Annotated in this window: 20 protein-coding genes and 3 pseudogenes; 14 read left to right on the plus strand and 9 right to left on the minus strand. The window is 66.8% G+C overall.

Annotated features, from left to right (window positions below):
- The first annotated feature begins 17 nt into the window (after window positions 1-17).
- Window positions 18-626 (plus strand): TetR/AcrR family transcriptional regulator, encoded by a 609-nt coding sequence (locus tag QX204_RS24235; protein ID WP_301902552.1) that lies wholly within the window; start codon window positions 18-20, stop codon window positions 624-626.
- Here QX204_RS24235 and bla read toward each other — a convergent pair.
- Window positions 619-1,521 (minus strand): class A beta-lactamase, encoded by a 903-nt coding sequence (gene bla, locus QX204_RS24240; protein WP_301908092.1) that lies wholly within the window; start codon window positions 1,519-1,521, stop codon window positions 619-621. The two genes, QX204_RS24235 and bla, sit on opposite strands and share 8 nt — an antisense overlap.
- A gap of 183 nt (window positions 1,522-1,704) precedes the next feature.
- Between bla and QX204_RS24245 the strand changes: the two genes are divergently transcribed.
- The 6 genes and pseudogenes from QX204_RS24245 to QX204_RS24270 all read left to right on the plus strand — a co-directional run bounded on the left by QX204_RS24245 (window position 1,705) and on the right by QX204_RS24270 (window position 7,880).
- Complete coding sequence (locus QX204_RS24245) at window positions 1,705-2,580, plus strand: LysR family transcriptional regulator (protein ID WP_301902554.1); 876 nt, start codon at window positions 1,705-1,707, stop codon at window positions 2,578-2,580.
- Between the two features lie 62 nt (window positions 2,581-2,642).
- The gene (locus tag QX204_RS24250; protein WP_301908093.1) at window positions 2,643-3,548 is read left to right on the plus strand and encodes a serine hydrolase; all 906 of its coding nucleotides are present in this window, start codon (window positions 2,643-2,645) and stop codon (window positions 3,546-3,548) included.
- 155 nt (window positions 3,549-3,703) lie between these two features.
- Window positions 3,704-3,937 (plus strand): annotated as a pseudogene (locus tag QX204_RS34475) (indolylacetylinositol arabinosyltransferase); the annotation flags it as partial.
- Window positions 3,938-4,396: 459 nt separating this feature from the next.
- Window positions 4,397-6,031, plus strand: a pseudogene (locus QX204_RS24260) (arabinosyltransferase domain-containing protein); the annotation flags it as partial.
- Between the two features lie 276 nt (window positions 6,032-6,307).
- Window positions 6,308-7,618 (plus strand): annotated as a pseudogene (locus QX204_RS24265) (arabinosyltransferase C-terminal domain-containing protein); the annotation flags it as partial.
- 25 nt (window positions 7,619-7,643) lie between these two features.
- On the plus strand, window positions 7,644-7,880 hold the full coding sequence (locus tag QX204_RS24270) for a hypothetical protein (protein ID WP_301902556.1): 237 nt from the start codon (window positions 7,644-7,646) through the stop codon (window positions 7,878-7,880).
- A gap of 70 nt (window positions 7,881-7,950) precedes the next feature.
- Here QX204_RS24270 and QX204_RS24275 read toward each other — a convergent pair whose 3' ends face one another.
- Window positions 7,951-9,039: an alpha/beta hydrolase gene (locus QX204_RS24275; RefSeq protein ID WP_301902558.1), complete on the minus strand. Its 1,089-nt coding sequence runs from the start codon at window positions 9,037-9,039 to the stop codon at window positions 7,951-7,953.
- A 319-nt stretch (window positions 9,040-9,358) separates the two neighbouring features.
- Here QX204_RS24275 and QX204_RS24280 point away from each other — a divergent pair, with 319 nt between their 5' ends.
- Entirely contained in the window at window positions 9,359-10,462 is a 1,104-nt protein-coding gene (locus QX204_RS24280) for a metallophosphoesterase (RefSeq protein ID WP_301908095.1), read from the plus strand.
- 32 nt (window positions 10,463-10,494) lie between these two features.
- Here QX204_RS24280 and QX204_RS24285 read toward each other — a convergent pair whose 3' ends face one another.
- Window positions 10,495-11,202: an LppP/LprE family lipoprotein gene (locus QX204_RS24285; protein ID WP_301902560.1), complete on the minus strand. Its 708-nt coding sequence runs from the start codon at window positions 11,200-11,202 to the stop codon at window positions 10,495-10,497.
- Window positions 11,203-11,377: 175 nt separating this feature from the next.
- On the opposite strand from QX204_RS24285, the gene QX204_RS24290 reads away from it, so the two are divergent.
- The 5 genes from QX204_RS24290 to QX204_RS24310 all read left to right on the plus strand — a co-directional run bounded on the left by QX204_RS24290 (window position 11,378) and on the right by QX204_RS24310 (window position 18,580).
- Window positions 11,378-11,734, plus strand: coding sequence for a PadR family transcriptional regulator (locus QX204_RS24290; protein WP_301902562.1), 357 nt, complete (start codon window positions 11,378-11,380; stop codon window positions 11,732-11,734).
- Window positions 11,725-13,068 (plus strand): permease prefix domain 1-containing protein, encoded by a 1,344-nt coding sequence (locus tag QX204_RS24295; RefSeq protein WP_301902564.1) that lies wholly within the window; start codon window positions 11,725-11,727, stop codon window positions 13,066-13,068. Before QX204_RS24290 ends, QX204_RS24295 begins: the two co-directional genes overlap by 10 nt.
- A 48-nt stretch (window positions 13,069-13,116) precedes the next feature.
- On the plus strand, window positions 13,117-14,505 hold the full coding sequence (locus QX204_RS24300) for a 3' terminal RNA ribose 2'-O-methyltransferase Hen1 (RefSeq protein WP_301902566.1): 1,389 nt from the start codon (window positions 13,117-13,119) through the stop codon (window positions 14,503-14,505).
- Window positions 14,506-17,019: a polynucleotide kinase-phosphatase gene (locus QX204_RS24305; protein WP_301902567.1), complete on the plus strand. Its 2,514-nt coding sequence runs from the start codon at window positions 14,506-14,508 to the stop codon at window positions 17,017-17,019.
- 70 nt (window positions 17,020-17,089) lie between these two features.
- A complete protein-coding gene (locus tag QX204_RS24310) occupies window positions 17,090-18,580 on the plus strand; it encodes a DUF4246 domain-containing protein (protein WP_301902569.1) in 1,491 nt (496 codons plus the stop codon).
- A 19-nt stretch (window positions 18,581-18,599) separates the two neighbouring features.
- Here QX204_RS24310 and QX204_RS24315 read toward each other — a convergent pair whose 3' ends face one another.
- Entirely contained in the window at window positions 18,600-19,289 is a 690-nt protein-coding gene (locus QX204_RS24315) for a class I SAM-dependent methyltransferase (RefSeq protein ID WP_301902571.1), read from the minus strand.
- A gap of 36 nt (window positions 19,290-19,325) precedes the next feature.
- The gene (locus tag QX204_RS24320; RefSeq protein ID WP_301902573.1) at window positions 19,326-19,970 is read right to left on the minus strand and encodes a dihydrofolate reductase family protein; all 645 of its coding nucleotides are present in this window, start codon (window positions 19,968-19,970) and stop codon (window positions 19,326-19,328) included.
- Window positions 19,971-20,030: 60 nt separating this feature from the next.
- On the opposite strand from QX204_RS24320, the gene QX204_RS24325 reads away from it, so the two are divergent.
- Window positions 20,031-20,549 carry a winged helix-turn-helix transcriptional regulator gene (locus tag QX204_RS24325; protein ID WP_301902575.1) on the plus strand — a complete coding sequence of 173 codons (519 nt, stop codon included), beginning with the start codon at window positions 20,031-20,033 and terminating at the stop codon, window positions 20,547-20,549.
- 3 nt (window positions 20,550-20,552) lie between these two features.
- Here the strand turns inward: QX204_RS24325 and QX204_RS24330 are convergent, their stop codons facing one another.
- The 4 genes from QX204_RS24330 to QX204_RS24345 all read right to left on the minus strand — a co-directional run bounded on the left by QX204_RS24330 (window position 20,553) and on the right by QX204_RS24345 (window position 24,870).
- Complete coding sequence (locus QX204_RS24330; RefSeq protein WP_367620144.1) at window positions 20,553-21,569, minus strand: fatty acid desaturase family protein; 1,017 nt, start codon at window positions 21,567-21,569, stop codon at window positions 20,553-20,555.
- 123 nt (window positions 21,570-21,692) lie between these two features.
- Window positions 21,693-23,087 (minus strand): serine hydrolase domain-containing protein, encoded by a 1,395-nt coding sequence (locus QX204_RS24335; protein WP_301902577.1) that lies wholly within the window; start codon window positions 23,085-23,087, stop codon window positions 21,693-21,695.
- 115 nt (window positions 23,088-23,202) lie between these two features.
- Window positions 23,203-23,703 carry a hypothetical protein gene (locus tag QX204_RS24340; protein WP_301902578.1) on the minus strand — a complete coding sequence of 167 codons (501 nt, stop codon included), beginning with the start codon at window positions 23,701-23,703 and terminating at the stop codon, window positions 23,203-23,205.
- Window positions 23,704-24,471: 768 nt separating this feature from the next.
- Complete coding sequence (locus tag QX204_RS24345; protein WP_301902580.1) at window positions 24,472-24,870, minus strand: DUF7668 domain-containing protein; 399 nt, start codon at window positions 24,868-24,870, stop codon at window positions 24,472-24,474.
- Window positions 24,871-25,095: the final 225 nt, after the last annotated feature.

Genomic DNA, 25,095 nt, shown 5'->3' on the forward strand with positions numbered 1-25,095 from the left:
ATATGTAATCTGAGGCCATGGCTAGGACGAAGAATCCCGCGGTGCGGTCGATGCTGATCGACCGGGCGGCACAGCTGTTGCGTGAACGACAGCCGGTGACACTGCGCGGCCTCGTCGCGGGTACCGCGGTGTCGACAATGGCCGTCTACACCTACTTCGACGGGATGGACGGCCTGTGGCGCGCGGTCAGGCAGGAGGGGTTCACCCGGCTGGCGGCGCGGCTGGCGCAGGTGCCGGTCACCGAGGATCCGGTGCGCGATCTGGCCGCGCTGGGCAGCGCCTACCTCGCCAATGCCATGGCCAATCCCGATCTCTACCGGGTGATGTTCGACGCGGCATTCGCGCTGGAGGACGCTGAAGCCCCCGACACCACCCTCGACCGCCTGGTGCGGGCGGCCGACTCGGCCAGATCGATCGGACGGTTCGACGCCGACATCGATCCGCTCGATCTGGCGACGCAGAGTTGGACCATCGGACACGGGCTGGCGGGCCTGGTCGCGACCGGGCCGCTGCCACCGGCCGCGCTCGGTCACGGAATTCCCCTGCTCACAGCATTGTTCGTGGGAGCCGGTGATGATCCGCAGCGGTGCGCGCGGTCGGTGACATCGGGCTGGCGGGTCAGTTGAGCTGGGATACAGCGGCTTTCGTCGCCTCCGCGACGAGGTCGTTGGAGGGTTCGGCGTTCTGATCCGGTTTGGTGGTGAGAACGGCGAGGACGAGCGGGTCCCGGTTGGGGGGCCAGGCGATCGCTACGTCGAGGGCGGAGCCGTAGGCGGGGCTGCCGGTTTTGTCGCCGACGATCCAGTCCGTGGGCAGACCGGCCTTGATGCGTTTGGCGCCGGTCTTGCTCGCCTTCAGCCACGTGGCAAGTCGGTCGCGTTCGGGTTCAGGGAGGGCGGTGCCGACGACTAGGGCGCGGTAGTTCGCCACCAGCGCGGCCGCGGTGGTGGTGTCGCGTTCGTCGCCGGGGATCGCGGTGTTGAGCTCGGGCTCCCAGCGATCGAGACGGGACACGGTGTCGCCGAGGGTGCGCAGGAAGGCGGTGAATCCCTCTGGGCCGCCGAGCAATCGGAGCAGCATGTTGCCCGCGGTGTTGTCGGACTGGGTGATCGCCGCGTCGCAGAGCGCGGTGACAGTCATGCCGGTGTCGATGTGCTTCTCCGTCTCCGGCGAGTTCACGACGATGTCGGCGGGGGTGTAGCGGATGACCTGGTCGAAATAGCCGGTGGCCAGCGGATGCGCGTGCAGGAGAGCGCCGCATGCCAGACCCTTGAAGGTCGAGGCCATCGGGAAGCGCTCACCTTCCCGGTAGCCGACGGTCGCTCCGCTTCCGGTGTCGACCACCGAGAGACCCAGCCGGGCACCGTATTTCGCCTCCATATCGACGAATGTCGCGGCGGCGGGCACCGTGGCCGACGTACTCGCGGCGGGTTCGGCGTCGTTGCTCGAGCAGGCGGTGAACGTCACGGCCGAGATCGCCAGCGCGACGGCGGCGATCCGGGTGCGGAGGCGGGGAGTCAGTGTGGAGGAAGTCACCGGTGCACGCAATCATCGCCGACGGCCTCGAAGCCAATATCGGACAGCGGGCTGGACGAGTCGCACCCGATATCATCGCAGGTGGACGGCGGTAAGGCCGCCGGGAAGACCGATACTCACCAGCTGGTCACCGCAGATCGACCAAGTCGCGGCAAGAGCGCTGGTTCAATGGCCGATATGGATCTGATCCGCCACCTCCGGTTCTTCGTCTCCGTCGCGGACGAGGGCCACTTCGGGCGGGCGGCAGCGGCGCTCGACATGACCCAACCTCCCCTGTCCCAGGGGTTGCGCCGCCTCGAACAGCATCTCGACGTCGAGCTCATCCGCCGCACCACCCAGGGTGCGCTGCTCACCACCGCGGGTAGGCACCTGCTGCCGAGGGCCCGGCTGCTCGTCGACGACGCCGACCGGTTGCTCGCCGAATCACAGCGGATCGCCCAGCTCAGCGGGACGGTGCGGTTCGCGGCGACCAGCGCGCTGCCCGACCGGCTGGTCACCGCGTGCGTCACCGGTCTGCGCGCGGCGGGCGGCAGCGTGGCGACGACGCTGGGCACGACCGTCGATCTCGTCGGCGAGGTGCGGGCGGGTATGTGCGATGTGGCGGTGATCGAACATCCGGCGCTGGTCGACGGTGTCGAAGCCGGACCGGTGGTGAAGTTGCCACGGTGGTTGGTGGTGCCCCTCGATCACCGCACCACCACAGCCGAGCGGCCGACCTTCCCGATGCTCGCCGGGCTGAACTTCGCCTATCCGCCCCGCGCCGCGAACCCGCCCGCCTTCGACAGCATCATGGATCTGCTGCGGGAACGCGGGCTGGACGCGGCGCCGCTCGCCGCGCCCGACGATCGCGCGGTGCTGGCCGCCGTCGCCGCGGGCACCAGTTTCGGCGTCACCGCCACACCGCCGACACCGACGCCGGGGGTGGCCTGGCTCACGTTGGCGCCGCAGTCGATTGCCGTACGAGTCAGGATTATCCGCCGGGCCGACGCCGACGCCCATGCCGAGGCGTTGGATCGGGTGCTCTACCGGGAACGACTGCGGTGAGCAGGTTCGAGATCGGTCTGCCCGAGGCGAGCCGGAATGCTCACGTGGAGAGCGGTTCCAGCCTGCCGGACGTCGCGGAATCGGCGACCGCCAGGATTCGCGCCGTGTTCGCCGATGCGGGCTGTGCCGGTTGGTTGCACGCCCGGCGCTGCGACGGCTCCCCCGGCGAGGTCTCGGTCGGTGGGGGCGACCGTGTGGTGATCGCGTCGGTCTACAAACTGCTGCTGTTGGCCGCGTTCCTGCGACAGGTCGATCACGGGCTGATCGACCCCGCCGGGCTACTCACCATCGATCCCGCCGACTGCACGCCAGGACCCACCGGCCTTGCGGCACTGCATGATCCGGTGACACTGAGCCGCCGCGATCTGGCGACCTCGATGATGACGGTGTCCGACAACGCCGCCGCCGACGTATTGCTCGGCGAGGTCGGCCTCGCCGCGGTGGGCGAGCTCCTGCGAGAACTCGACCTGACGGACACCCGCATCGTCGGCGGTACGGCCGACCAGCACCGCAGCCTGGTCCGCGACACCGATACCCACAGCACGGCAGAGGCTTTCGCGGCACTGGCCGACAACGACGAGGCGTGGACGGTCTCCGCCTACGACCCCTCCTACGCCAGCGCGACCACACCCGAGGAGATGACGCGTTTCCTGTGGAAGCTGTGGTCGGGCGACATATTGTCCACGGCCAGTACGGAATTCGCGCGCACCGTGATGGGCAAGCAGATCTGGCCACACCGCATCGCCGCCGGGTTCCCCCATCGCGGAGTCCTGGTCGCGGGGAAGACCGGCACCATCGGGGTGATCCGCAACGAAGTCGCCGTCATCGAGTTCCCCGGCGAGACACCGGTAGCGGTAGCGGTCTTCACCCGCGCCGCCCGCGCCGACCCGACGCTCCCGGTGGTCGACGCCGCGATCGGCGAGGCGGCGCGGATCGCCGTCACCGAACTGCGCCGCCCCCGGGGCTAGCATCGTCGTTTGTGGGTGGAGATTCTTCCGGCTTCGGCCGAGTACAGAAAAACGGGATCGCGGCGGGGGCGCTGGGTGTGGTGCTGGCGGTGGCGACTCCGCTACTGCCGGTTCAGCAGCAGCACGCGAGCCTGGATTGGCCGCAGCCGCAGTCGATGCAACTGAGCGCGCCGCTCGTGGACTATGTGCCGCTGTCGCTCGAGGTGAGCATTCCGTGCACGGCATTGCGCGACATGACCGGCGGGACCGTGCTGTCCACGGTTCCCGCCCAGGCGCCGCGAGCCGGTTCGAAGGGCTTGGTCGCGCGGATCGAGGACCGGCCGGGAGCCGGGCGCACGTTGTCGGTGGTGCTGCGCGACAAGCTGCTGTTGAGCGCGCCGATCGCGGATATCGCGGGGAATACTCCCGCGAAAGAGGGCTCGGTCGCCGACGATCGCAACGGCACACAACCCCCGCCTACCGACGCGAACCGGCCGCCTGTCCCCGCTGGCGCACAATCTCCCGACAGCACTCCCCCCAGCGGCGCGCCGTCCCCCGGCAGTGTCCCGGCACCACCGCGGGGCAGCACCTCACCCAACGGCGCTGCCGCTGATGGAGGCCGTCTTCCTACTGGGAACCCCGCGCCCAGCGGTGACGAGTCACCACCGGGCGCGCCCGCCACGGGCGCACCGGGCGCCGGGCAACCACTGCCAGCCCCGGGGGCCCTAGGTAGCGGCCAGCCGCCAGGGCCGCGCGATCCCGGTAGCGCTCCTCCTTCGGGCGCGGTTCCGCCGAACGGGCCGAGCAGCGCACCACCGTCGACCGCGAAGCCACCGACCGGTGCGAATGGCGGGCCCGGCGCGCCGGGAGCAGCCGTTCCCGCGAGTGCACAGGATGCTCGATGCGGTGCACTGACGGTGGTGTCCACGGCGACGAGCACGACCGCCGAACTCACCGGCATGGCCCAGGCCGACGGGTCGCCGATGAGGACGACCGTCGACGCTGATGTGCGCCCACAAGTGGTCGGGGTCTTCACCGAATTGGATCGCGGACGGATGGGAGACGCGCGGCTGCATGCCGAGATCGATGCGCGGTTCTCGTCCAGTCCGACCGGCTGGAAGATGGCCGCGATCATCGGGGCGGTGTTGTGTGCGCTGCTCGCGTTGATCTGCCTGCACCGCAGCGACACTCGTGATGGCCGCCGTACGCGCCGCACCCTGCCCGCGCGCTGGTGGCGGTTCACCGGTCTCGACGCGGTGGTCGCGGGCACGTTGGTCGTGTGGCATGTGATCGGCGCCAACAGCTCTGACGACGGCTACATCCTCACGATGGCGCGCGCGTCGAAGGAAGCGGGCTATACCGCCAACTACTACCGGTGGTTCCAGGTCGCCGAGGCACCGTTCGGGTGGCCCTACGAGGTACTCGCCCACATGACCCGGGTCAGCGAGACCGGGCTGTGGATGCGTTTGCCCGCCTTGCTCGCCGGGGTCGTGTGCTGGCTGATCCTCAGCCGGGAAGTGTTGCCGCGCCTGGGTTCCGGCGTGAACGCGAGCCGGGTAGCACGCTGGACAGCGGCCCTGGTGTTCCTGTCGGTCTGGCTGCCCTACAACAACGGCCTGCGACCCGAACCCCTGATCGCGGTAGGCGCGCTGCTCACCTGGTGTTCGATGGAACGGGCGATCGCCACCCGCCGCCTGCTGCCCGCCGCCGTCGCGGTGCTGATCGCCGCGTTCTCCCTCGCGGCCGGTCCCACCGGATTGATCTGCGTGGCTGCACTATTGGCCGGTTCGCGACCGGTGCTCCGGACGATCTTCATGCGCGCCACACCGGATTCGGGCGCCAGTCGAGGTGCCGTCTTCCTCCGGTACGCCGCGCTCGTGGCCCCGATCCTCGCCGCGGGCACTCTCGTGCTGGTCGTCGTCTTCGCCGACCAAACCATCTCGACCGTCCTCGAAGCCACCCGCGTCCGCCAGCTCGTCGGTCCCGACATGTCCTGGTTCGAGGAACGCACCCGCTGGGATTCCCTGCTGTCGGTCAACCCCGACGGTTCCCTGGCCCGTCGCTTCGCCGTCCTCGCCATGCTCCTGTGCCTGGCCGTCGGCATCGTCGCGACTCTGCGCAGGGGCCGTATCCCCGCGACCGCCCGCGGCCCGGTCACCCGAATCCTCGCCGTCGTCTTCATGGCCCTGCTGCTGATGATGTTCACCCCCACCAAGTGGACCCATCACTTCGGCGTCTACGCGGGCCTGGCGGCCGCGCTCGCCGCGATCACGGCGGTGGCTCTGGTCCGCCTCGGCCAGAACTATCTGCGAACCCTGTTCGCCGCCGCGGTGCTGTTCCTGCTCGCCGTGAGCTTTACCGGCTCCAACGGCTGGTGGTACGTCTCCGGCTACGGAGTCCCCTGGCCCGACCGCGCTCCCACGGTCGGCGGCATCGAGGTCTCGACACTCTTCCTCGTCGCGACGGCCGCAACCCTCCTCGCGGCGCTGTTCCAGTACTACCGCGCAGGCATCGAATCCCCGGCGGTGGGCAACGGTGCCGATGACCTCCGAGACCCGAGCGCTGACGACGGCGGCACCGGCGATGACGGATCCGACAACGATGCCGCAGATCCAGCCGGTTCCGACACGAGTCACGTACTCGAACGCGCCGGCGGCGGACAGCTGAAGTCCGGTGGCTATGTCGGTCGCCGCGGCCGACCTGATCGCAAATTCCCGGCTGTCGCGCCGCTGACCGTCGCCGCAGCGGCCATGGTCCTGTTCGAGGTGGGATCGCTTGCCGTGGCAGCTGTTTCGCAGTACCCGGCGTACTCGGTCGGACTGTCGAATCTGCGCGCGCTGACGGGTGACCAGTGCGCGATGGCCGATGACGTTCTCGTCGAGACCAATACCGCGGACTCCTTGCTCACCCCCTACAGCGGCACCGTCGCCGACGGGCTGGCCGCCGAGAACACCGGCTTCACCCCGAACGGCGTCGGCAGCCTCGCCCCCGATCCCGGACCCGGCCAATCCTCGGCCCCTCCGTCAGGTTCAGGACCTGGCCCCGGCGGACCCGGCCCCGGTGGTGGTGCACCCGGAGGCTCCGGCCCTGGTGGAGGCGCACCTGGAGGCCCTGGTGGTGGAGGGCCAGGCGGCACGGCACCAACCGGGAGCGCTACTCCTGGTGGCACCGGCTCCGCACCAGGTGGTTCCACTGGGGCACCACCGAGCGGTCCGAACGCGGGACCACCGGGAGCACCTGGAGCGTCCGGCCCCGCAGCGGCCGGTGTGAACGAAAGCACGGTGGCATTGCCGTTCGGGCTCGCCCCGGAACGGACGCCAGTACTCGGCAGCTATTCGACTGGCGAGCCCCAGCGGACACAGCTGACCACACAGTGGTATCGCATGGATCTCGCTGCCACACAGCAGAACCCGGCGTACCGAGTCCTGATTCTGACAGTGGCCGGACGAATCGAGTCGACCGCGCCCGACGGTTCGCGCATGCCGGGTCAGCGGTTGCGGGTGGAGTTCGCGCGACGTGACGATGACGGAACTATCACCGCCCTGGGCGATTCGACCCCGGCATCGGTCGGCGGCGCTCCGGGCTGGCGCAACATCCCGGTCGACTTGGACCGAATTCCCACAGGCACCAACGCCCTTCGACTGGTCGTCGACCCAGCCGAGCCCGACCCCATGCAGTGGCTCGCGGTCACCCCACCGCGCCTGCCGAAACTGTCGAGCCTGAACACCGTGGTCGGCAGCACCGACCCAGTTCTCGCGGATTGGCATGTGGGACTAGCCTTCCCGTGCCAGCGCCCGTTCGACCACCACAGCGGCGTCGCGGAGATGCCGATCTGGCGGATCCAACCCGACAAACTCAACGCCCAGGTCTCCGAGACCTGGCAGGGCGACACCGGCGGCGGCCCCCTCGGCTGGACCGGCATGCTCATGCAGTCACGCACCATCCCCGCCTACCTGGCCGACGACTGGACCCGCGATTGGGGCGAACTCCAACGCCTCACCCGCACCGTCGCCGCACCACCCGCCGAGATCGGCCACCATTCGACCACCACATGGGGCTGGGTGAACGAGAGCCCGATCAGAACGAACTGACCGCTATCGCAAGGAGATCCGACAGATGGCAGACGAGAAGAAGCTGTGGGAGATCAGCGTGGGTGTTGTCGCGTCCGAGGCCGATGCGCGCACGATCGCCGAGCAGATCGAACGGCTGCTGTGCCCGGACCCGGATCACACGCCTCCCTGCCCGATCCCCTGGAGCATCAGCACCATCGCCGAAGAACACATGACGGCCGACCAGCGGACGCGCTACGACGTCGTGGTGGAGCAGCACCGCATCGAATCCGGCACTGACTGACCGAGCTCCGAGGAAGCGAAAACCGCCGCTACCTACAATTTGGTAGCGGCGGTTTCATTGGTGTCAGAGGCTACTTCGGCGGCTCGCCACCAGCTGGCGGACCACCGGCCGGAGGGCCGCCGGCGGGCGGTGCGCCACCGGGGGGCGGTGTAGCGCCCGCGGGCAACGGCTTGCCGATATTGCGTGCCATGTCCGGCATCAGGCGGATGGCGACCTGTTCCCAGGTGCCCCAGTTGTGGATGCCGATGTCCGGGAAGTCGTAGCTGACATTCTCGTAACCCAGTGCGGTCACACGCTTTTCGAACGACCGGGTGTTGGCCAAGGCGATCGCTTCCAATGGCATGCCCTGGGTGATCGCGTCGATCGAGGACAGGTCCTGGTCGGCGGGCTTGGCGCTGCCCGCGGAGATGTAGAGGCGGGTGTTGTTGGCGATCAGCTTCTCGACGAACCCGTACGGGTCCATCCGCTTCCACTTCTCGCTGCCCGCGGGCGCCATCGCCTCGATGTTGTATCCACCGCTGGCGATCATCGCTCCGCCGAGGGCCTCGCGCATGCCGGGCATCGACATGTGCAGGTAGCCCGACAGCGAGCCCGCGTAGGTGAACTGCTCCGGGTAGTAGGCCGCCATCAACAGGGCCGCGCTACCACCACTGGACAGGCCGACCACACCGTTGCGGGTCGTGCTGAACCCGAGCCTGGACTTCATGGCCTCCGGCAGGGTCTTGGTGATGAAGGTTTCCCACTGGTAGGTGTTGGTTTTGCCCTGGGTGTCCTCCCAGCCGCCGATCGCCGAACCGGAGTCCGCGCTCGGCAGCAGCGACCCGTCGGGGTTGGCGCCGAAGAAGTTGCTCGGCTGCTCCCAGTCGGCGTAGAAGCTGGACTGCCCACCGACCGGCATCACGACATTGATGTTGAACTTCGCGATCTGCGCCGGGATGGTGGTGTGCTTCTCCCAGCCGTTCAGGTCGTCCTCGGCACGTTCGCCGTCGAGCAGGTAGACCACCCGATCGGTGTTGCCGTCGGCCGCGCGGATGATCCTGGTGTTGATCTCCCCCATCGACGTCTCCACCCGGAAGTCGATCGCGGACGGGTCGGCATCGGCGGCCGCGGGCGCGACCGACGCGCCGAACGGCAGCACCGCCACGACGGCGCCTGCCATGACCCCCCGAAAAAGCTTGTTTACCCCACGCATGATCGGTGTACTGACCTTCCCGTTGTGCGGCCACGCCGCTTCCCCACTCGACCCACGGCGGTGCGAAACCTGCGCGCGGGGCCCTGCCGGGCAGCATAGCGCGCCCTCGATCCCCGGGGAACCTCGAATTGTGAAGTGGGGCAGCCCGCTTCGTACACCTGCCCGGAGCTGCGGATTCTCGGTGAAGGGGGTGCCCGGCCGGAGGGCTACCCTGGGAAGTCGACTCGTGGCCGTGCCCGGCCGCCCCTGCCGAGAACGGACCGCTGTGAAGATCGCCGTACGCCTGATGATGTTGTCGCTGGTCCTCGCCTTGCTGTTCGGGGTGCCCTGGTGGACATTGGTCTCGTCGCCGACCGGTGGCAGCGGTGCGCTGTTCTGGATCAGTACGGCCGTCTGCGTGGCCGCGCTCGTGTCCCTACCGCTCACGATGTTCCTCGGGCACGGGCCCGCACAGTCCGATCCGGCCGTGATCGTCGGCGACACCCTGCTCGGGGTCCTGTGGGTGGTCTTCTCCTGGTCGGTGATCGGTTTGTTCGTACGTGGCGCGCTGGCCGTCGGTGGGGTCGACAGTGCGCGCATCGTGGCGGCGGGGGTACTGGTCACCTCGGCGGTGCTGGTCGGCTGGGGTGTATACGAGGCGCGTCGGGTGCCGCGGGTGCGCACGGTCGATGTCGCGATCCGGGGGCTGGCGCAGGGGCTCGACGGGTTGCGCGTCGTGGTCGTCACCGACACCCACTACGCGGCGCTGAATCGGCGGCGCTGGTCGGAGCGCGTGGTCGAGGTGGTCAACGCCCAGCGACCGGATATCGCTTGTCACGCCGGTGATCTCGCCGACGGTTCGGTCGCGAAACGCCAGGCGCAGGTCGATCCGCTCGGCAAGGTCGAGGCGCCGCTGGGCCGGTTCTACATCACCGGCAACCACGAGTACTTCGGCGACGCCCAGGGCTGGATCGACTACATGGCCTCGCTCGGCTGGCAGCCGCTGCACAACCAGCACAGCGTGCTCACCCGCGACGGCGACCGGCTCGTCATCGCAGGCATCGACGACCCGACCGGCGTCGGCCTGCCAGGTCACGGCCCCGATCTGCCCGCCGCGCTCGCGGGCGCCGACCCCTCGCTGCCGGTCGTTCTGCTGGCCCACCAGCCCAAACAGATCGCCGACAGCGCCGCGGCGGGCGTCGCGCTACAAATCTCGGGCCACACCCACGGCGGCCAGATCTGGCCGTTCCACTACCTCGTCCGGCTCGACCAGCCGGTGGTCGCGGGCCTGAGCAGACACGCGAACAACACCCAGCTCTACACCAGCCGCGGCACCGGCTTCTGGGGTCCACAGCTTAGGGTCTTCGCACCCAGCGAGATCACCGTGCTGGTGCTACACCCGCACAACTGAACCCCAGCTGCCCGGCGCGCAGGCATCCGAGATCAGCGGTGCGGCTGGGTGACTTCGGTCGGCAGCGTGCCGCCCATCACCACCTTCGAACCGTTCCACGAATAGGTGATCGTCGCGGGGCCGCCCTGGGGTGCGGCGAAGGGTTCGTCACCGGCGAGCCAGCGGTAGTCGACGGTGACCGCGTTGTTGCTCGACCCGACGACGGTGGTGAAGGCATAGGGCTCGGAAGTGCCTGTGCCCAGGTACTTTCCATTGCGGAAGAACAGGATGTGGATCGGCGCACCCGCGGAATTGCCGCCGATGGCGCGCACATACAGCAGCTGACCACAGCTACCCGGTTGATCAGTGGATGCCTGTCCGGCGACCCAGCTTCCCTCGAGGCTCGCGAGGGCGTTCTGCACTCCGGTCGAGGCCGGGTCCAGGCAGCGACCCGGTCCACTGATGTCGTCAGCGGGAGCGGGAGAGGTGGTGTCGGGTGCCGGGATCAGCGTGGGAGCTTGTGTGACCGGCGGTGTTTCGGGCTCCGGCTCGGTGGTGGCGCCGGGCCGGGGTGCGGCCGTCTCCTCCGGCGCGGTCGCACCTGGCGCCTGGGTGCCCGGCGCGGGCGCGCGCGTCGTCGACGAGGCGGCCGTCGCGCGGGAAGTGGAAGTGGTTGCCCCTGAACCACTCTCATCAGTGCAGCCTGCGACCAATGCCGCGGCGACGGCGATCAGCGCACCCATCCGAACTGCGTTCTTCATGGTTCCTCGATTCTGTGTCCCCTACGCGCTGAAGCGCGTATATGCAGACTTCATCGGGGCCCTCCACACGGTCGTTAGGCGGTTCAACGAAATCCTCACCCTAGGGTGCGACATTCACACCTATATACCTAGATCTGCTAGGTTATGACATAGATCTTCTAGGTATAGGAGTGCGATGCGGATAGACAAAGACCTGGTGGCGGCCTCGGCGACGCCGCTGGTGCTCGGGATTCTGGCCGAGGGCGAGTCGTACGGCTACGCCATCCTCGAGCAGGTCAACCAGCTCTCACGCGGGCGGATGCAATGGACCGACGGGATGCTGTATCCGCTGCTGCACCGATTGGAACGGCTCGGGCACGTGTCGTCGACATGGCGGGTGTCCGAGGGCGGACGTCGGCGCAAGCACTACTTGATCACCGATTCCGGCCGAGCCGCGCTCGCCGAACGACAAGCCCAGTGGAGCGTGGTCGCCGAGGCACTCGACCAGGTCTGGCGCGGCGCCACCGGACCGGTCGAGAAGGGATGGGCATGATGGAGACCGAGTTGCAAGCCCATATCGATCAGTGGCGCGGGTACGTCCAGCGCCACCGTGCGATTTCGGTGGCTGATGTCGACGAGATGGAAGACCATCTGCGCGAACAGATCTCCACCTTGCAAGCCGGTGGCCTGTCCGGCGACGAGGCCTTTCTCGTCGCGGTGAAACGGATGGGCAGCATGGACGCGATCTCGCGCGAATTCGCGCTCGAGCATTCCGAAAGACTGTGGAAGCAGCTCGTTCTGGTGCCGGAGGACTCCGAGGGTGATGCGGGCAATCGAGAGCTGATGGTGGTTCTCGCCCTCGCCGTAGGAGCGGCGCTCACGGTGAAGGCCGGCTTCACCTGGCTGGACGGCCCCGTACTGGGCCGCAACCTCAGCCTGCTCGTATTACCTTTCCTCGCCGGGTATTTCGCGTGGAAGCGCCAGGTTTCCGCACGGGTGGCCGCCGTGCTGCTCGTGCCGTTCGCACTCACCGCGCTGGTCCTGAACCTCTACCCGTTCGAGCCCGAAGGGGCGACCGAGATCATCGCCGCCATCCACGCGCCGATCCTGCTGTGGCTGGCGGTCGGCCTCGCCTACGCGGGCGGTGACTGGCGATCCGAACGGCGGCGGATGGATTTCATCCGGTTCACCGGGGAATGGTTCGTCTACCTGACATTGCTCGCGCTCGGCGGCGGCGTCCTGATCGGACTGACGGTCGGCGCGTTCGGGACCCTCGACTTCGATATCGAGCCGGTGATCGAGGACTGGGTGCTGCCCTTCGGCATCGCGGGCGCGGTGATCGTCGCCGCCTGGCTGGTCGAGGCCAAACAGAACGTCGTGGAGAACATCGCGCCGGTGCTCACGAGGGTCTTCACCCCGCTCACCATCGTCATGCTGTTCGCACTGCTCGGCGCCCTCGCGAGCACCCACAGCCTGACCTCGATCGACCGCGATCTACTCATCCTGATGGACCTGATCCTCGTGCTGGTCCTGGGCCTGCTCCTCTACACGATCTCCGCGCGCGATCCGCTGACCCCACCCGGCTTCTTCGACCGCCTGCAACTGCTCCTGGTGGTCACGGCGTTGGTCGTCGACGTCGTGATGCTGGCCGCGATGCTCACCCGGATCGCCGAATTCGGGTCCACTCCGAACAAGGTGGTCGCGCTCGGACTGAACGTGGTGCTGCTGGTGAACCTCACCTGGTCGGGTCATCTCGGTTTCGGGTTCGTACGCGGCACGAAGACCTTCGCCGCTCTCGAGCGCTGGCAGACCGACTACCTGCCCGTGTACGGCGTGTGGGCGGCTGCCGCGATCGTCGCCATCCCGCCGTCGTTCGATTTCCGATGATCTGAAAACACCGCGAAAACCGCTGGCGGGGCGTGACAGGATCATCAAGTGCTCTTGACGATCTCCACGACTCACACGCCGGCGACCGACCTCGGATACCTCGTGGTCAAACATCCCGACCGCGTGCAGTCGTTCACGACCACCGGCGGCACGGCACACGTGTTCTATCCACAGGCCGATGTGGATCGCTGCACCGTGGCGTTGCTGCTGGAGGTCGACCCGGTGGAGCTCGCGCGTCCGGCCAAGGGGCACAACGGGTCCGCCCTCGGGCGCTATGTGAACGATCGGCCGTATGTGGCGTCGAGCCTGCTGTCGGTGGCGTTGGGCAAGGTGTTCCGGTCGGCGCTGAACGGCACGAGCCGGGACCGTCAAGAGCTGGCGGAGCAGGCGATTCCGTTGGAGATCGAGGTGCCTGCCGTACCGTGCCGGGGCGGGACCGAGATCGTCGAGAGGCTGTTCGCGCCACTGGGCTGGACGGTGTCGACCACGTCGGTGCCGCTCGATCCGGAGTTCCCGGAATGGGGCCCTTCGCCTTACACCCACCTCCGCTTGACCGGGACGCTGCGGCTGGCCGAGGCACTGAACCACCTCTATGTGCTGTTGCCGGTGCTCGACGACGCCAAGCACTACTGGGTGGACGCGGACGAGGTCGACAAGCTGTTGCGCGCGGGCGAGGGCTGGCTCGGGGGCCACCCCGACCGCGAATTGATCGCGCGACGCTATCTGGCCGGGCGACGGACTCTGACGCTGTCGGCGTTGGAACGTCTGCGCTCGGTGGACGAGGTGCTCGACGAGGCCGAAATCCCCGAGGACGCGGTCGAAGCCACCGAACGCCGCACGCCACTGGTGAAGCTTCGCAAGGAAGCAGTACTCGCCGCACTGGCCGAGACCGGCGCCTCGCGGGTCCTCGATCTCGGTTGTGGCCCGGGCGCGCTGCTGCTCGCGTTGCAAGCCGAGGCCCGGTTCACCGAAATCGTGGGCGCCGATGTCTCCAGCGCGGCACTGTCGATGGCGGAGCGGCGCTTGAAGTTCGATCAGATGTCGGATCGGCAGCGGGCCAGGATCACCCTGATCCAGTCGGCGCTGACCTATCACGACAACCGGCTGCGAGGTTTCGACGCGGCGGTGCTCATGGAGGTGATCGAACACGTCGACGAGTCCCGGTTGCCCGCACTCGAACGCGCCGTCTTCGGACACGCCGCACCCGGCGCGGTGATCGTGACGACGCCGAACGTGGAATACAACGTGCACTACGAAACCCTCGACGGCCACCGCCACGACGATCACCGATTCGAGTGGACCCGTGCGGAATTCGCCGCATGGAGCGCCCGCGTCGCCGAGACGTTCGGCTACACCGTCGACATCCGCCCGGTCGGCGATCTCGACCCGCGGACCGGCTCCCCCACCCAGCTCGCGCTTTTCCGGAAGGCCGCGTAAATGAACATCGACCTCCCCGAGCTGTCGCTCATCGCCCTCGTCGGCATCTCCGGTTCCGGCAAGTCCACTTTCGCCCGTGAGCACTTCAAGCCCACCGAGGTGCTGTCGTCGGACTTCTTCCGCGGTCTGGTCGCCGACGACGAGAACGACCAGTCCGCGACGAAGGACGCCTTCGACGCGCTCGGTCACATCGCCGGAATCCGGCTGCGCGCCGGTCGGCGGGTCGTTATCGACGCGACCAATGTGCAGAAGCACGCGCGGGCCGAATTGGTCTCTTTGGCAAGGTCTTTCGACGTGCTGCCGGTCGCGATTGTCATCGATACGCCCGAAGCTGTCGCGTGGGAACGCACTCAGGGCCGCACCGATCGCGACTTCGGACGCAATGTGCTGAAGCGGCAGAGTCAGGACCTGCGGCGCTCGCTGCGCGAGCTCGGCCGCGAGGGTTTTCGCAAGGTGCACGTCGTCAGTGATCCGTCCGAGGTGACGATCACCTACGAGAAGGCGTGGAACGACCGGCGCGAACTCACCGGACCGTTCGACATCATCGGCGATGTGCACGGTTGCCGGGCCGAATTGGAAACGCTGCTCGGCGAACTCGGGTGGACGCTGGTACGCGACGAGGCGGGCCGTCCGGTCGACGCGACGCACCCGCAGGGGCGTCAGGCGGTGTTCGTCGGTGACCTCGTGGACCGTGGTCCCGATTCGCCGGGCGTGCTGCGATTGGTGATGGGGATGACCGCGAGCGGCAACGCGTTGTGCGTGCCGGGCAATCACGAGCAGAAGCTGCTGAAGAAGTTGCGCGGCAAGAACGTCACGGTGTCGCACGGCCTCGCGGAGACGCTCGAGCAATTGGAAGGCGAGACACCGGAATTTATCGATGCCGCGGCGCAATGGATCCACGACCTCGTCAGCCACCTTCGACTGGACGGTGGGCGGCTCGTCGTCGCACATGCCGGACTCAAAGAGGCGTACCACGGTCGCGCGTCGGGGCGGGTTCGCGACTTCTGCCTGTACGGCGAATCCACTGGGGAGACAGACGAATACGGCTTGCCCGTGCGCTATCCGTGGGCGCGGGACTATCGCGGTGCGGCGACGGTCGTCTACGGGCACGTGCCGACGCCGAAGGTGGAGTGGATCAACAACACCGTCTGCCTCGACACCGGCGCGGTATTCGGCGGCGAACTGACGGCGATGCGCTACCCCGAGAAGACATTCGTCGCGGTGCAGGCCGAGCGGATGTACTACGAGCCGATCCGGCCGCTCGCCGATGCGGAATCCGCGCGCGACGACGAGACTCTCGACCTCGCCGATGTCACCGGGCGCAGGCACATCCGCACCGATCACGGCACCGTGATCGTCGATGCCGAGAACTCGGCGGCCGCGCTCGAGGTGATGAGCCGCTTCGCGATCGATCCGCGACTGTTGCTGTGGTTGCCGCCGACCATGTCCCCACCGTCGACCTCGACGGTCGAGGGCTATCTCGAATACCCGACGGAGGCGTTCGCCGACTATCGCGCGGCGGGCGTGGACACGGTGGTGTGCGAGGAGAAGCACATGGGGTCGCGGGCAGTGGTGCTCGTGTGCCGGGACGGGGCGGCGGCTCGGTTCGGGGTCGAGTGCTCCGGTGCGATCTACACCCGCACCGGCCGGTCGTTCTTCAACGATCCTGTCCTGACCGACACGCTCCTCGAACGCGTACGAGTCGCAGCCGCACCACTTTTCGACGAGCTCGATTCGGATTGGCTGCTCCTGGACTGCGAACTGCTGCCGTGGTCGGCCAAGGCCGCCGGACTGATCCGCACCCAGTACGCGGCGGCCGGTGCCGCAGCGCGGTCCGCGCTTCCGTCGGCCGTCGCGGCCCTCGACGCCGGGCTGTCCCGTGGGCTCGACCTCGGCGCACTGCGTGAGCGCACCGCCGCCCGCGCTGAGAACGCGGACAAGTTCACTACCGCCTACCGTCAATACTGTTGGCCGACAACCGGACTCGACGGTGTGCAGATCGCCCCGTTCGCCCTCCTCGCCTCCGAAGGCGCCACCTACGCCGACCGCGACCACGGCTGGCACCTCGACATCAGTGACCGACTGGTAGCGGCCGACCCCGTGACCTTCCGTCCCACCGGCCGCCGAATCGTCGATCTGTCCGACCCCGCCGCCGAAGCCGAAGCCACCGCCTGGTGGCTCGAGCTGACCGCGGCGGGCGGCGAAGGAATGGTCATCAAGCCCTTCGCCGGCCTCGCTCACCGTGCCAAAGGCAAACTCGCCCAACCGGGTATCAAATGCCGAGGCCGCGAATACCTGCGCATCATCTACGGTCCCGACTACACCACCCCCGATCACCTCGCCCGGCTACGCGACCGCACCCTGAGCCGCAAGCGCACCCTCGCCCTCCGCGAACACACCCTCGGCCTGGCTGCCCTGGATGCTGTCGCCACCGGCGAGCCGCTGTGGCGAGTCCACGAGTTGGTTTTCGCGATCCTCGCCATGGAATCCGTGCCGACGGACCCACGCCTGTGAGGACCTCCGCGTCGACTAGTGTCGTTTCCGGCCTCGTCCTGCTCGCCAGAATTGTTGAGAGAATAGAGAATTGACCCAGCTCGCCCCGTTTCCCTTGCCCTTTCGTATCGCAGATCTGATGGCCGCCGCGCCGGTCCGGACGGTGCGCGAGCTGGAGATGATGCGATTGAGCGCCGCGATCCGGGCGAAACCGCGGTGGCATCAGAAGATCGACGACGCCGACATCGTCGCCCGGTGGACTCGGGAAGCCGCCGAACTGGGGCTGACGGAGGCCCAGATCCGCTATGTGCTCGATGAAATCGTGTACTACGCCGGGCTGCGCGACGAGAAGACCGGGATCGAGGTGTCCGCTGTCGACGGGGTGTGGCAGTCGGACACGCTGATCGACGAGGCGTTGCGTGCTCGACTGGGCGAGGCGGCGCGGGTATTGGAGGATGTCCCCGCGGCCGAACACGATTGGCACCCCGGTTCGAACGGCCAGGTACGCAATCTCGTCCACCCGTCGTTGTATTGCCTGGTCCGCGGCGTCAGCCTTCCCGCCGACGCACCATGGGTCCGCCCGGCGACCAACGAGGCCAAGTACGCGTACTCGCAGAAGTTCCAGTGGCTGCCCACCGACGTCGACGTCACCGACGGTGGCGACGTTGCCTTCCGCTCCTACGTCAACAATGTCGACCCGGCTCGCCATCACGCACTCGAATCCGAACTGCCGGACCTCTTCGCCTGCATGCTCCCGCTGCTGGCGAACGTACTCACCGACCTTCGGCAACCACGACCTGTGCGCATCGACGTCAACCCGTTCACCTGGTACGACGACAGCGAACCCACCCAGCCGGTCGAGGAGAGCGACGAAGCCGAGCAAGCCTACGAAGAGGCCTGGAACCACTGGTGGGACAACCGCCGACCGGCCATCCCCGACGCCCCCGTCTTCGAGCCGCCGACGCGCGCCGACGACACCGTCCGAGTCGATCTCAACGGCCGCCGGTTGCAGGTCATCGTCAAACTCGCCAACATCCACCTCACACCCGACAAGCCGGAGTATCCGGGCGGTTCGTGGCACGTCGAAGCAATGCTCAACGAGCGCATCGTCGCCACCGGAATCTACTACTGGGACAACGAGAACATCACCGATAGCGTGCTCGGTTTCCGCGCCGCCGTCGACGACCCGGAATACCAGCAGAACGACGAGACCGGGATGCGCGAGGTCTTCGGTCTCGCCGACGAGGACATCCTCAATCAGGACCTGGGATCGGTCCAGGCCACCGCAGGTCGCTGCGTGGCCTTCCCGAACATCCTCCAACATCGCGTCGCCCCGTTCCGCCTCCAGGACCCCACCCGCAACGGCCACCGCAAGATCCTGGCCTTCTTCCTGGTGGACCCGTCGATCACCATCGTCTCGACCTCCGACATCCCGCCACAACAACCGTGGTCCCCCACTTCGACGATGACGGCAGCCCAAGCCGCGGACTTCCGCGAAGAACTGATGCGAGAGCGCAAGTTCTTCATCGACGAACACAACGACGAACTGTACGAACGAGAATTCTCCCTCTGCGAGCATTGACAGATTCTTCGACGGGGAATCACCAGTCGTAGTACGAGACCACCGAGGGTTGGCCGGTGTAGCCGGGGCCTGCCGTCGGGTCGGCGCCGAGGTAGGTCGCGGTGAACTCAGGGCGGCCGTGGCCGTGGATCCGGTGGGGGTTGTAGGTCAGGCCTGCCGCTCGCAGGGTTTCGATGACGGCCTCGGCGGCCGGTGAGCCGGTGGGGCGGCGGATTTCGGCCGGGTCGAAGTCGGCGGCGAAGAGGCCGGTGGGGGCGAGCCAGTTCGTCATCGCCTCGATGAGTGCCAGTTTGTCGCCGATGTAGTGCAGGCCGTGTACGCAGGTCACGAGGTCGGCCTTGTGGGGCGGGGTCCAGGTTGTCGCCGAGGTGGTGAGCAGGTGTAGGCGGGGGCTGCGGGGTTCGCCCCGGAAGAAGTCGACGAGGTCGAGGCCGATGATCGTCACGTCGGCGGTCGGGAATTCTCGGTCGAAGCGTTGCTCCGCCTCGAGCAGCGCGCGGCCCGAACCGCAGCAGACGTCGACCCAGGTGACCCGAGCCGTGGGGTCGGCGCGCAGGCGTTCGGCGAGTACCTCGTAGGGGTCGAAACCGAGTTCTCGGGTGTAGCTGTTCACGCCGGACAGTCCTCGGCCGCGATTCATCGCGTTGTTCGCGACTACCGAGGACTGTTCCAGCGTCGAATTGTCGAGCAGCACGGCATCTGTTGGCACCACATCATTATCGCTGCCGCGCAGGTCACACGGTAATTATCGGCGCCAGAAGAAGTGGTGAACCACTCCGCTGGGGCTGGGGATCTGCTCGTGGTGGAAACGGTCGTCGTATTCGTTCGAGCTTTCCCACAGTCGTTCGCCCGCACCGATTTCCACCGGTGCGACAGCGATGTGCATCGCGTCGATGAGATCGGCGGCGAGGAACTCGCGGACCGTGGCCACGCCGCCGCCGATGCGAACGTCCTTGCCGTCGGCGGCGTCGAGAGCCTGGGCCAGTGCGTCCTTCGGGGTGGCGTCGATGAAGTGGAAAGTGGTGTCGGCCAAAGTGAATGACGGACGCTCGTGGTGGGTGAGGACGAAGACCGGGGTGTGGAACGGCGGGTTGTCGCCCCACCAGCCCTGCCAGTCGTAGTTCTCCCACGGGCCACGGAACGGCCCGAACTTGTTGCGGCCCATGATTTCCGCGCCGATATTGAAGGCGAAGTCGCGAGTGATGTAGTCGTCGAGGCCGTAGCTGCCGCCGGGATCGGTGCGGTTGGGCCAGTGCGCGGTGGCGCCCGCCCAGGACATGAAGTCAGCGGGGTCGGCGTGCCCGAAGGGACGGTCGAGACTCTGCCCCTCCCCCGCGCCGTACCCGTCGCTGGAAATACTGAAGTTCTGAACGCGAACCATCTGAGCCATCGAGGTGCCCTTTCTGATTGCACTGTGCAAGCAGCGACGAACGTATCCTAGACTGATCCTATGCCGCAACCAGTTGCCCAGGAAAAGTTGCCAGTACCGCCGGGCAAGTCGGGCTGCCCGATCAATCTGACGGTCGAGTTACTCGGCGACCGCTGGAGCCTGATCATCCTGCGCGACATCATGTTCGGTGGACAGACGCACTTCCGGGAATTGCTCACCGGGTCCGTCGAGGGCATTGCCTCGAACATCTTGGCCGCGCGCCTGACCAAACTCGTCGCCGCGGGCTTGCTCACTCGCGACGACGACCCGAGCCATCGGCAGAAGGTCGAGTATCACCTCACCGAGGCCGCGATTCAGCTCGTTCCGGTGCTGGCCGCCCTGGGTGCGTGGGGTTCGCGGTGGTTGCACACGACCCCGGAGCTGACAGTTCGTGCGGAGTTACTCGCCGCGGGCGGGGCCCCGATGTGGGACCGATTCATGGATGAGCTGCGCGCCACCCATCTGCGTGGCGCGCCGATTCCCGATGATGGGGTGCTCGCCGAACTCACCGCCGCCTACAACGAGGCGGTCGGCCAGTAGGCGCTACCGCACTGTCTGGCGGCCGACCTCGTTCAGGTGGGCCATCGCCTGCCGGTAGGACTCGAACAGGCCGGTCTCGCAGTAGGGAACGTCGATCTCGGCGCAGAACTGGGCGACCATCGGCTGAGCGAGGCGCAGGTTGGCCCGGGGCATCGACGGGAACAGGTGGTGCTCGATCTGGTAGTTCAGGCCGCCCATCGCGGTGTCGACGAGGAAGCTGCCGCGCACATTGCGTGAGGTGAGCACCTGCCTGCGCAGGAAGTCGGTGTTGTCGCCTTCGGGCAGAACTTCCATGCCCTTGTGGTTCGGGGCGAAGGTGGAGCCCATGTACAGACCGAACAGGCCCTGCTGAACCGCGATGAACACCAACGCTTTACCCGGCGACAGCACCAGGAACGCCGCCGAGAGCACGCCGATGAAGTGGGTGGCGAGCAGCGCGCCCTCCCAGATGCGGTTCGGAATCGGCCAGCGGAACACCGCGACGATGCTCTTCCAGTGCAGGCTGCCGCCTTCGAGTAGCAGCAACGGGAAGAACAGCCACGCCTGGTAGCGGAAAATGAATCGGCGCCAACCCTTTCCGGCCCGCGCACGGTCACCGGAGAACGCGAGCACGCCCATCGCGTCCGGGTCCATGCCCTCGGTATTGGGGTGGGCGTGATGGCGGTTGTGGTTGCTGGTCCACCACCCGATGCTCAGCCCGATGGCGAGATTGCCCGCGATGAGCCCGTACAGGTAGTTGGCCCGCCGCCCGGCGAAGATCTGCTTGTGCCCCGCATCATGGCCGAGGAACGCGATCTGCGAGAACACCGCGGCCAGGAACACCGCGACCGCCAGCGTCCACCACGAGTCACCGATGGCGAAAAATGCCGCCCAACCAGCAACGAAGGCCGTCGCGGTCAGCGCGCTCTTCCACCCGTAATACCCCACTTGCCGGTCGAGCAGGTCCGCCTCCCGGATGCGACGCAACAGGACCGAGTACTCACTGCCACGCACGGGGACGACATCAGACGCGATAACCACGGGACAAGCATGGCGCATGCAGGCCACGGGTGGGTGAACGGGTTGCAGATCGATGACATCCGAACCTGGTCGGCGCGATATCGGCAGCCGTCGGCGTGCGATCGCGGGACCCGGCCGCCGCGGTCACCTCGGCGCGTTGCCGGCAGCGGTGACCGCGGCGGCCAGCTGACCGCTGACGTCGAGCAGAAGCCGGAACACGTCGACCGGGACGGGTTTTCCGTTGCACCACAGAATATTGCAGGCACTGGAGGCGTACGGACCGACACCGAGAAGGATGCTCGCGGCAGTGACCGGGTCGATCACCTCGATCAGATCGTCGAGGCTGCGGATGGGCAAGCGCGCGCTTTCGGTGGCGTACGGGTTCACATACGGCTCGGCGGGAATGTCGGTCACCGCCGCGCTGATGCGCTGGTACAGCTCCTTGTTGTCGGGGTTGCCACTGCCGGTGAGCATCGCGACCGGATTGGCGAGGTCGATGCGCATCGGGACACCCATTCGGATGATGACCATGTCGCGGCTGGGAACGATGGTGACGAACTGGCCGAGCGCGCCCTCGAACGAGAACAGATCGCGCGGCGAGCCGGGAAACTGTGGGCGGTCGTGGCTGACCGCGGCGGGGACTTCCGTGCCCCTGTACGTGTCACCGGAGTTGAGCCAGGTCAGAAATCCGTAGCCGGGGTTGGCGTCGGTACCGGTGGTCGCCTGCCGGATGTAGTCGGGGCTGATCAGCTGCCGCTCGCCCCACACACCGTTCTGGAGCATGAGTCGCCCGACGCGGCCTAGATCGTCGGGGCGCATGGCCAGGCCGCCGTTGACGGCGGTGTTGCCACTGCGGTCGCTGAGCCACACCCAGTTCTCCCTGGCGATGCCGAGTGGGTCGAACACTTCTCGCTGGGCGAAGTCCTGGAAGCCGACGCCGGTCGTGAGCTCGACGATTTTCGGCAGCAGCGTGATCACGTTCTGCGCGTACTGGAAGATGCTGCCGGGCTCGTACTCCGCCGGTGTGGCCAGAGTTTGCAGGACCGCATCGGTCTGCAGACCGGCGATGTCGGCGGGCCAGCTGAAATGCAGGCCGGTGGTCTGAGTCAACACCTGACGCACAGTGAGGTCCGCGTGCGCGGGATCGGCGCGGGGGAAGAATTTCCCGAGCCGATCGTCCACGCCGAAGTAGCCCAGCGTCACCGCGCGCCCGATCACCGTGGCGGTGATGCCTTTGGTGGCGCTGGCCAGCGGCAACGGCAAATTCCCGGTCGGCGTGCGGTCACCGACGAGGCAGCCGTGCCGGTAGATCTGCACCGCCACGCCACCAGCCTGTGTGCCGAAGTCCAGGGCGGCATCGACTGCCGCTCGATTCATGCCGACGGCTTCGGCATCCGCCCGTGAAGGTGTCTGCGCCGGAAGGGGTTCCGCGCATGCCACGTTCTCCGAGGCTGCCGCCACAGGCGCACCGAATACCGCGAGTGCGGCAATCATCGCGGCGGCCAAACCCGTGGACACGACGGCTCGACGACTCGTCATTGTGAAGCTCCTTGTGAACATCTGTGGGTCAGCGGAGACCGCTGGCAAGGGCGTTGCGTTCGACGCTGAAATACGTGGGATCGTCCTTCAGTCCCCACTGCGGGCCGACGAAGAACTACTCAGCAGTGTCGTCCTCGAATGCGAGGTACTTCAGCCAGGCGACCGCAGTACCCGAGGACAGATAGGCATCGGTCCCATCCACCGGCGAGAAATGGCCCACCCCAAGGGCATTCGCGATCCAGGCAGGCGCGTTGAACATGAGGTCGTACTCCCACCAGCGCACCCACGCGAAGTTGCCGCCCTCGAACAGGATCAGCGGCGCACTGTCCAAGTCACCGATATCGGCCGGAAAATAGGTGTTCACGCCGACCGGCGACTGCAGTCCATACGGAAACGCCTGCGTGCACTCGAGGTCGTCACGGTTGCCGAAGAGATGCGCGGTGATATGCGCGATCATCCCCACTACCGATTCCTGACATGGATCGGTCACCGTGGAAGTGGCGACCTGACGTTGTCCCGCGGTGCCGAAGACACGCTGCGCGGTGACGCCCGAATCGCTCTGTGCTCCAGCAGGTCCAACGATCGACGAGTGACCCGCGATCGCGGCGACAGCCACGATGATCGAAGCGAATGCCCGTCGCCATCCAGCCGTCACGGCCGAGCTCCCGTCTTCAGGCCGGACCTCGCGCAACCCGACCGATCAAGTTTGAGACGTCCTCGTCTCAAACACGGAGAGTAGTGGTTTGCGGCCAGAACGTGACGCATTTGCCAGAAGTTCCGAAAGAACCGACCGAAGACTGGTTCCAGCTGCATATTTCCGCAGTGGACAGATCCGGCTCAGGGTGGTCGCGGACCATCGCATGAGTTCGCGACCATCGGGAGGACGAGAGGCAACCGCATGTCTGCTCCGTCGCGACGGCAAGGCGATCCAGCGAACGAATTTGTGCTAAAGCATCCGTCGTTGTCGCGGCGCTGGTTGGTCTCGGGGGCGGCGCGTCCTTGGCGGACCTGCCATCGGATCGACGACTACCGAACCATCACCGATGGCCTTGACCAATCACCGGGTGGTCACTGCCGGTAGGCAGGCAGAATGGATCTACAACGACTTCGGGCGCAGGCGATCTCGGTTCATGATGTTTACGACGTGCTGAACCTTGCCGAGCGCGGGCGCACCTGGGACCGCCAAGACTTCATGCTCGGATTCATGGGCGATGTAGGGCGATGTAGGGCGATCTAGCCAAGCTGATCATGACGGCGGAGGGCTCTCGCTCGATGCCGGGCGGTCGTCCCGTCCTCGAACACGAACTCGGGGACTATCTTTGATCGGTCCTCATCTTGGCGCACCGCTATGAGATGGACCCGCCTTCGGCGTTCGTACGTTCCTCTACGGCGTGTAGACCATGTGTATCTCGAATCTGAATCCGGAGTCTGTCTCGTGCACGTCGACTTCAAGGCACAGGTCGCTACGACCGTCCTCGACGGTCCATAGATCGACAAGGACCTCCCAGCTCTCCCCGCCCTTCCACATGACGCACGAACTTTCCCATGTTTGATCGGGAAGCTCGATAAGAGTTGCCCCATAGGATTCGATGTTGCCTCGAATATGGGCCGCCAGGTCAACCGAGATCGGCTCGACGGAGTCGATCTCGCCGATGAGTTGGTAATCGTTGTGTGCCAGCGCTCGAACAATCGAGTGAAAGACGGGCCGCCAGACCATGGCGACCGGCCGCTGGAGGTCATCTTTGACAGGGAACGGACCGTATCCGTTCACATCACTACTCATGATTGAAGCGGCTCCATCGACATCCGACTATTTCCCAGGGTTCTACATCGGCTATCGATTATTCGAATAAGACAGGTCAGGCCGGGTTTCGAAATATTTCGAAACCCGGCCTGACCTGGAGAAAAGTGGAGCTAAGGGGACTCGAACCCCTGACCCCCACACTGCCAGTGTCGCAAGGACTTTCCAGCGGGTGGGCTCCCGTCCAACCTGTCCAGGTCAGGGGCA

It is taken from the genome of Nocardia sp. PE-7 (assembly GCF_030486425.1).
GTDB lineage: Bacteria > Actinomycetota > Actinomycetes > Mycobacteriales > Mycobacteriaceae > Nocardia > Nocardia salmonicida_A.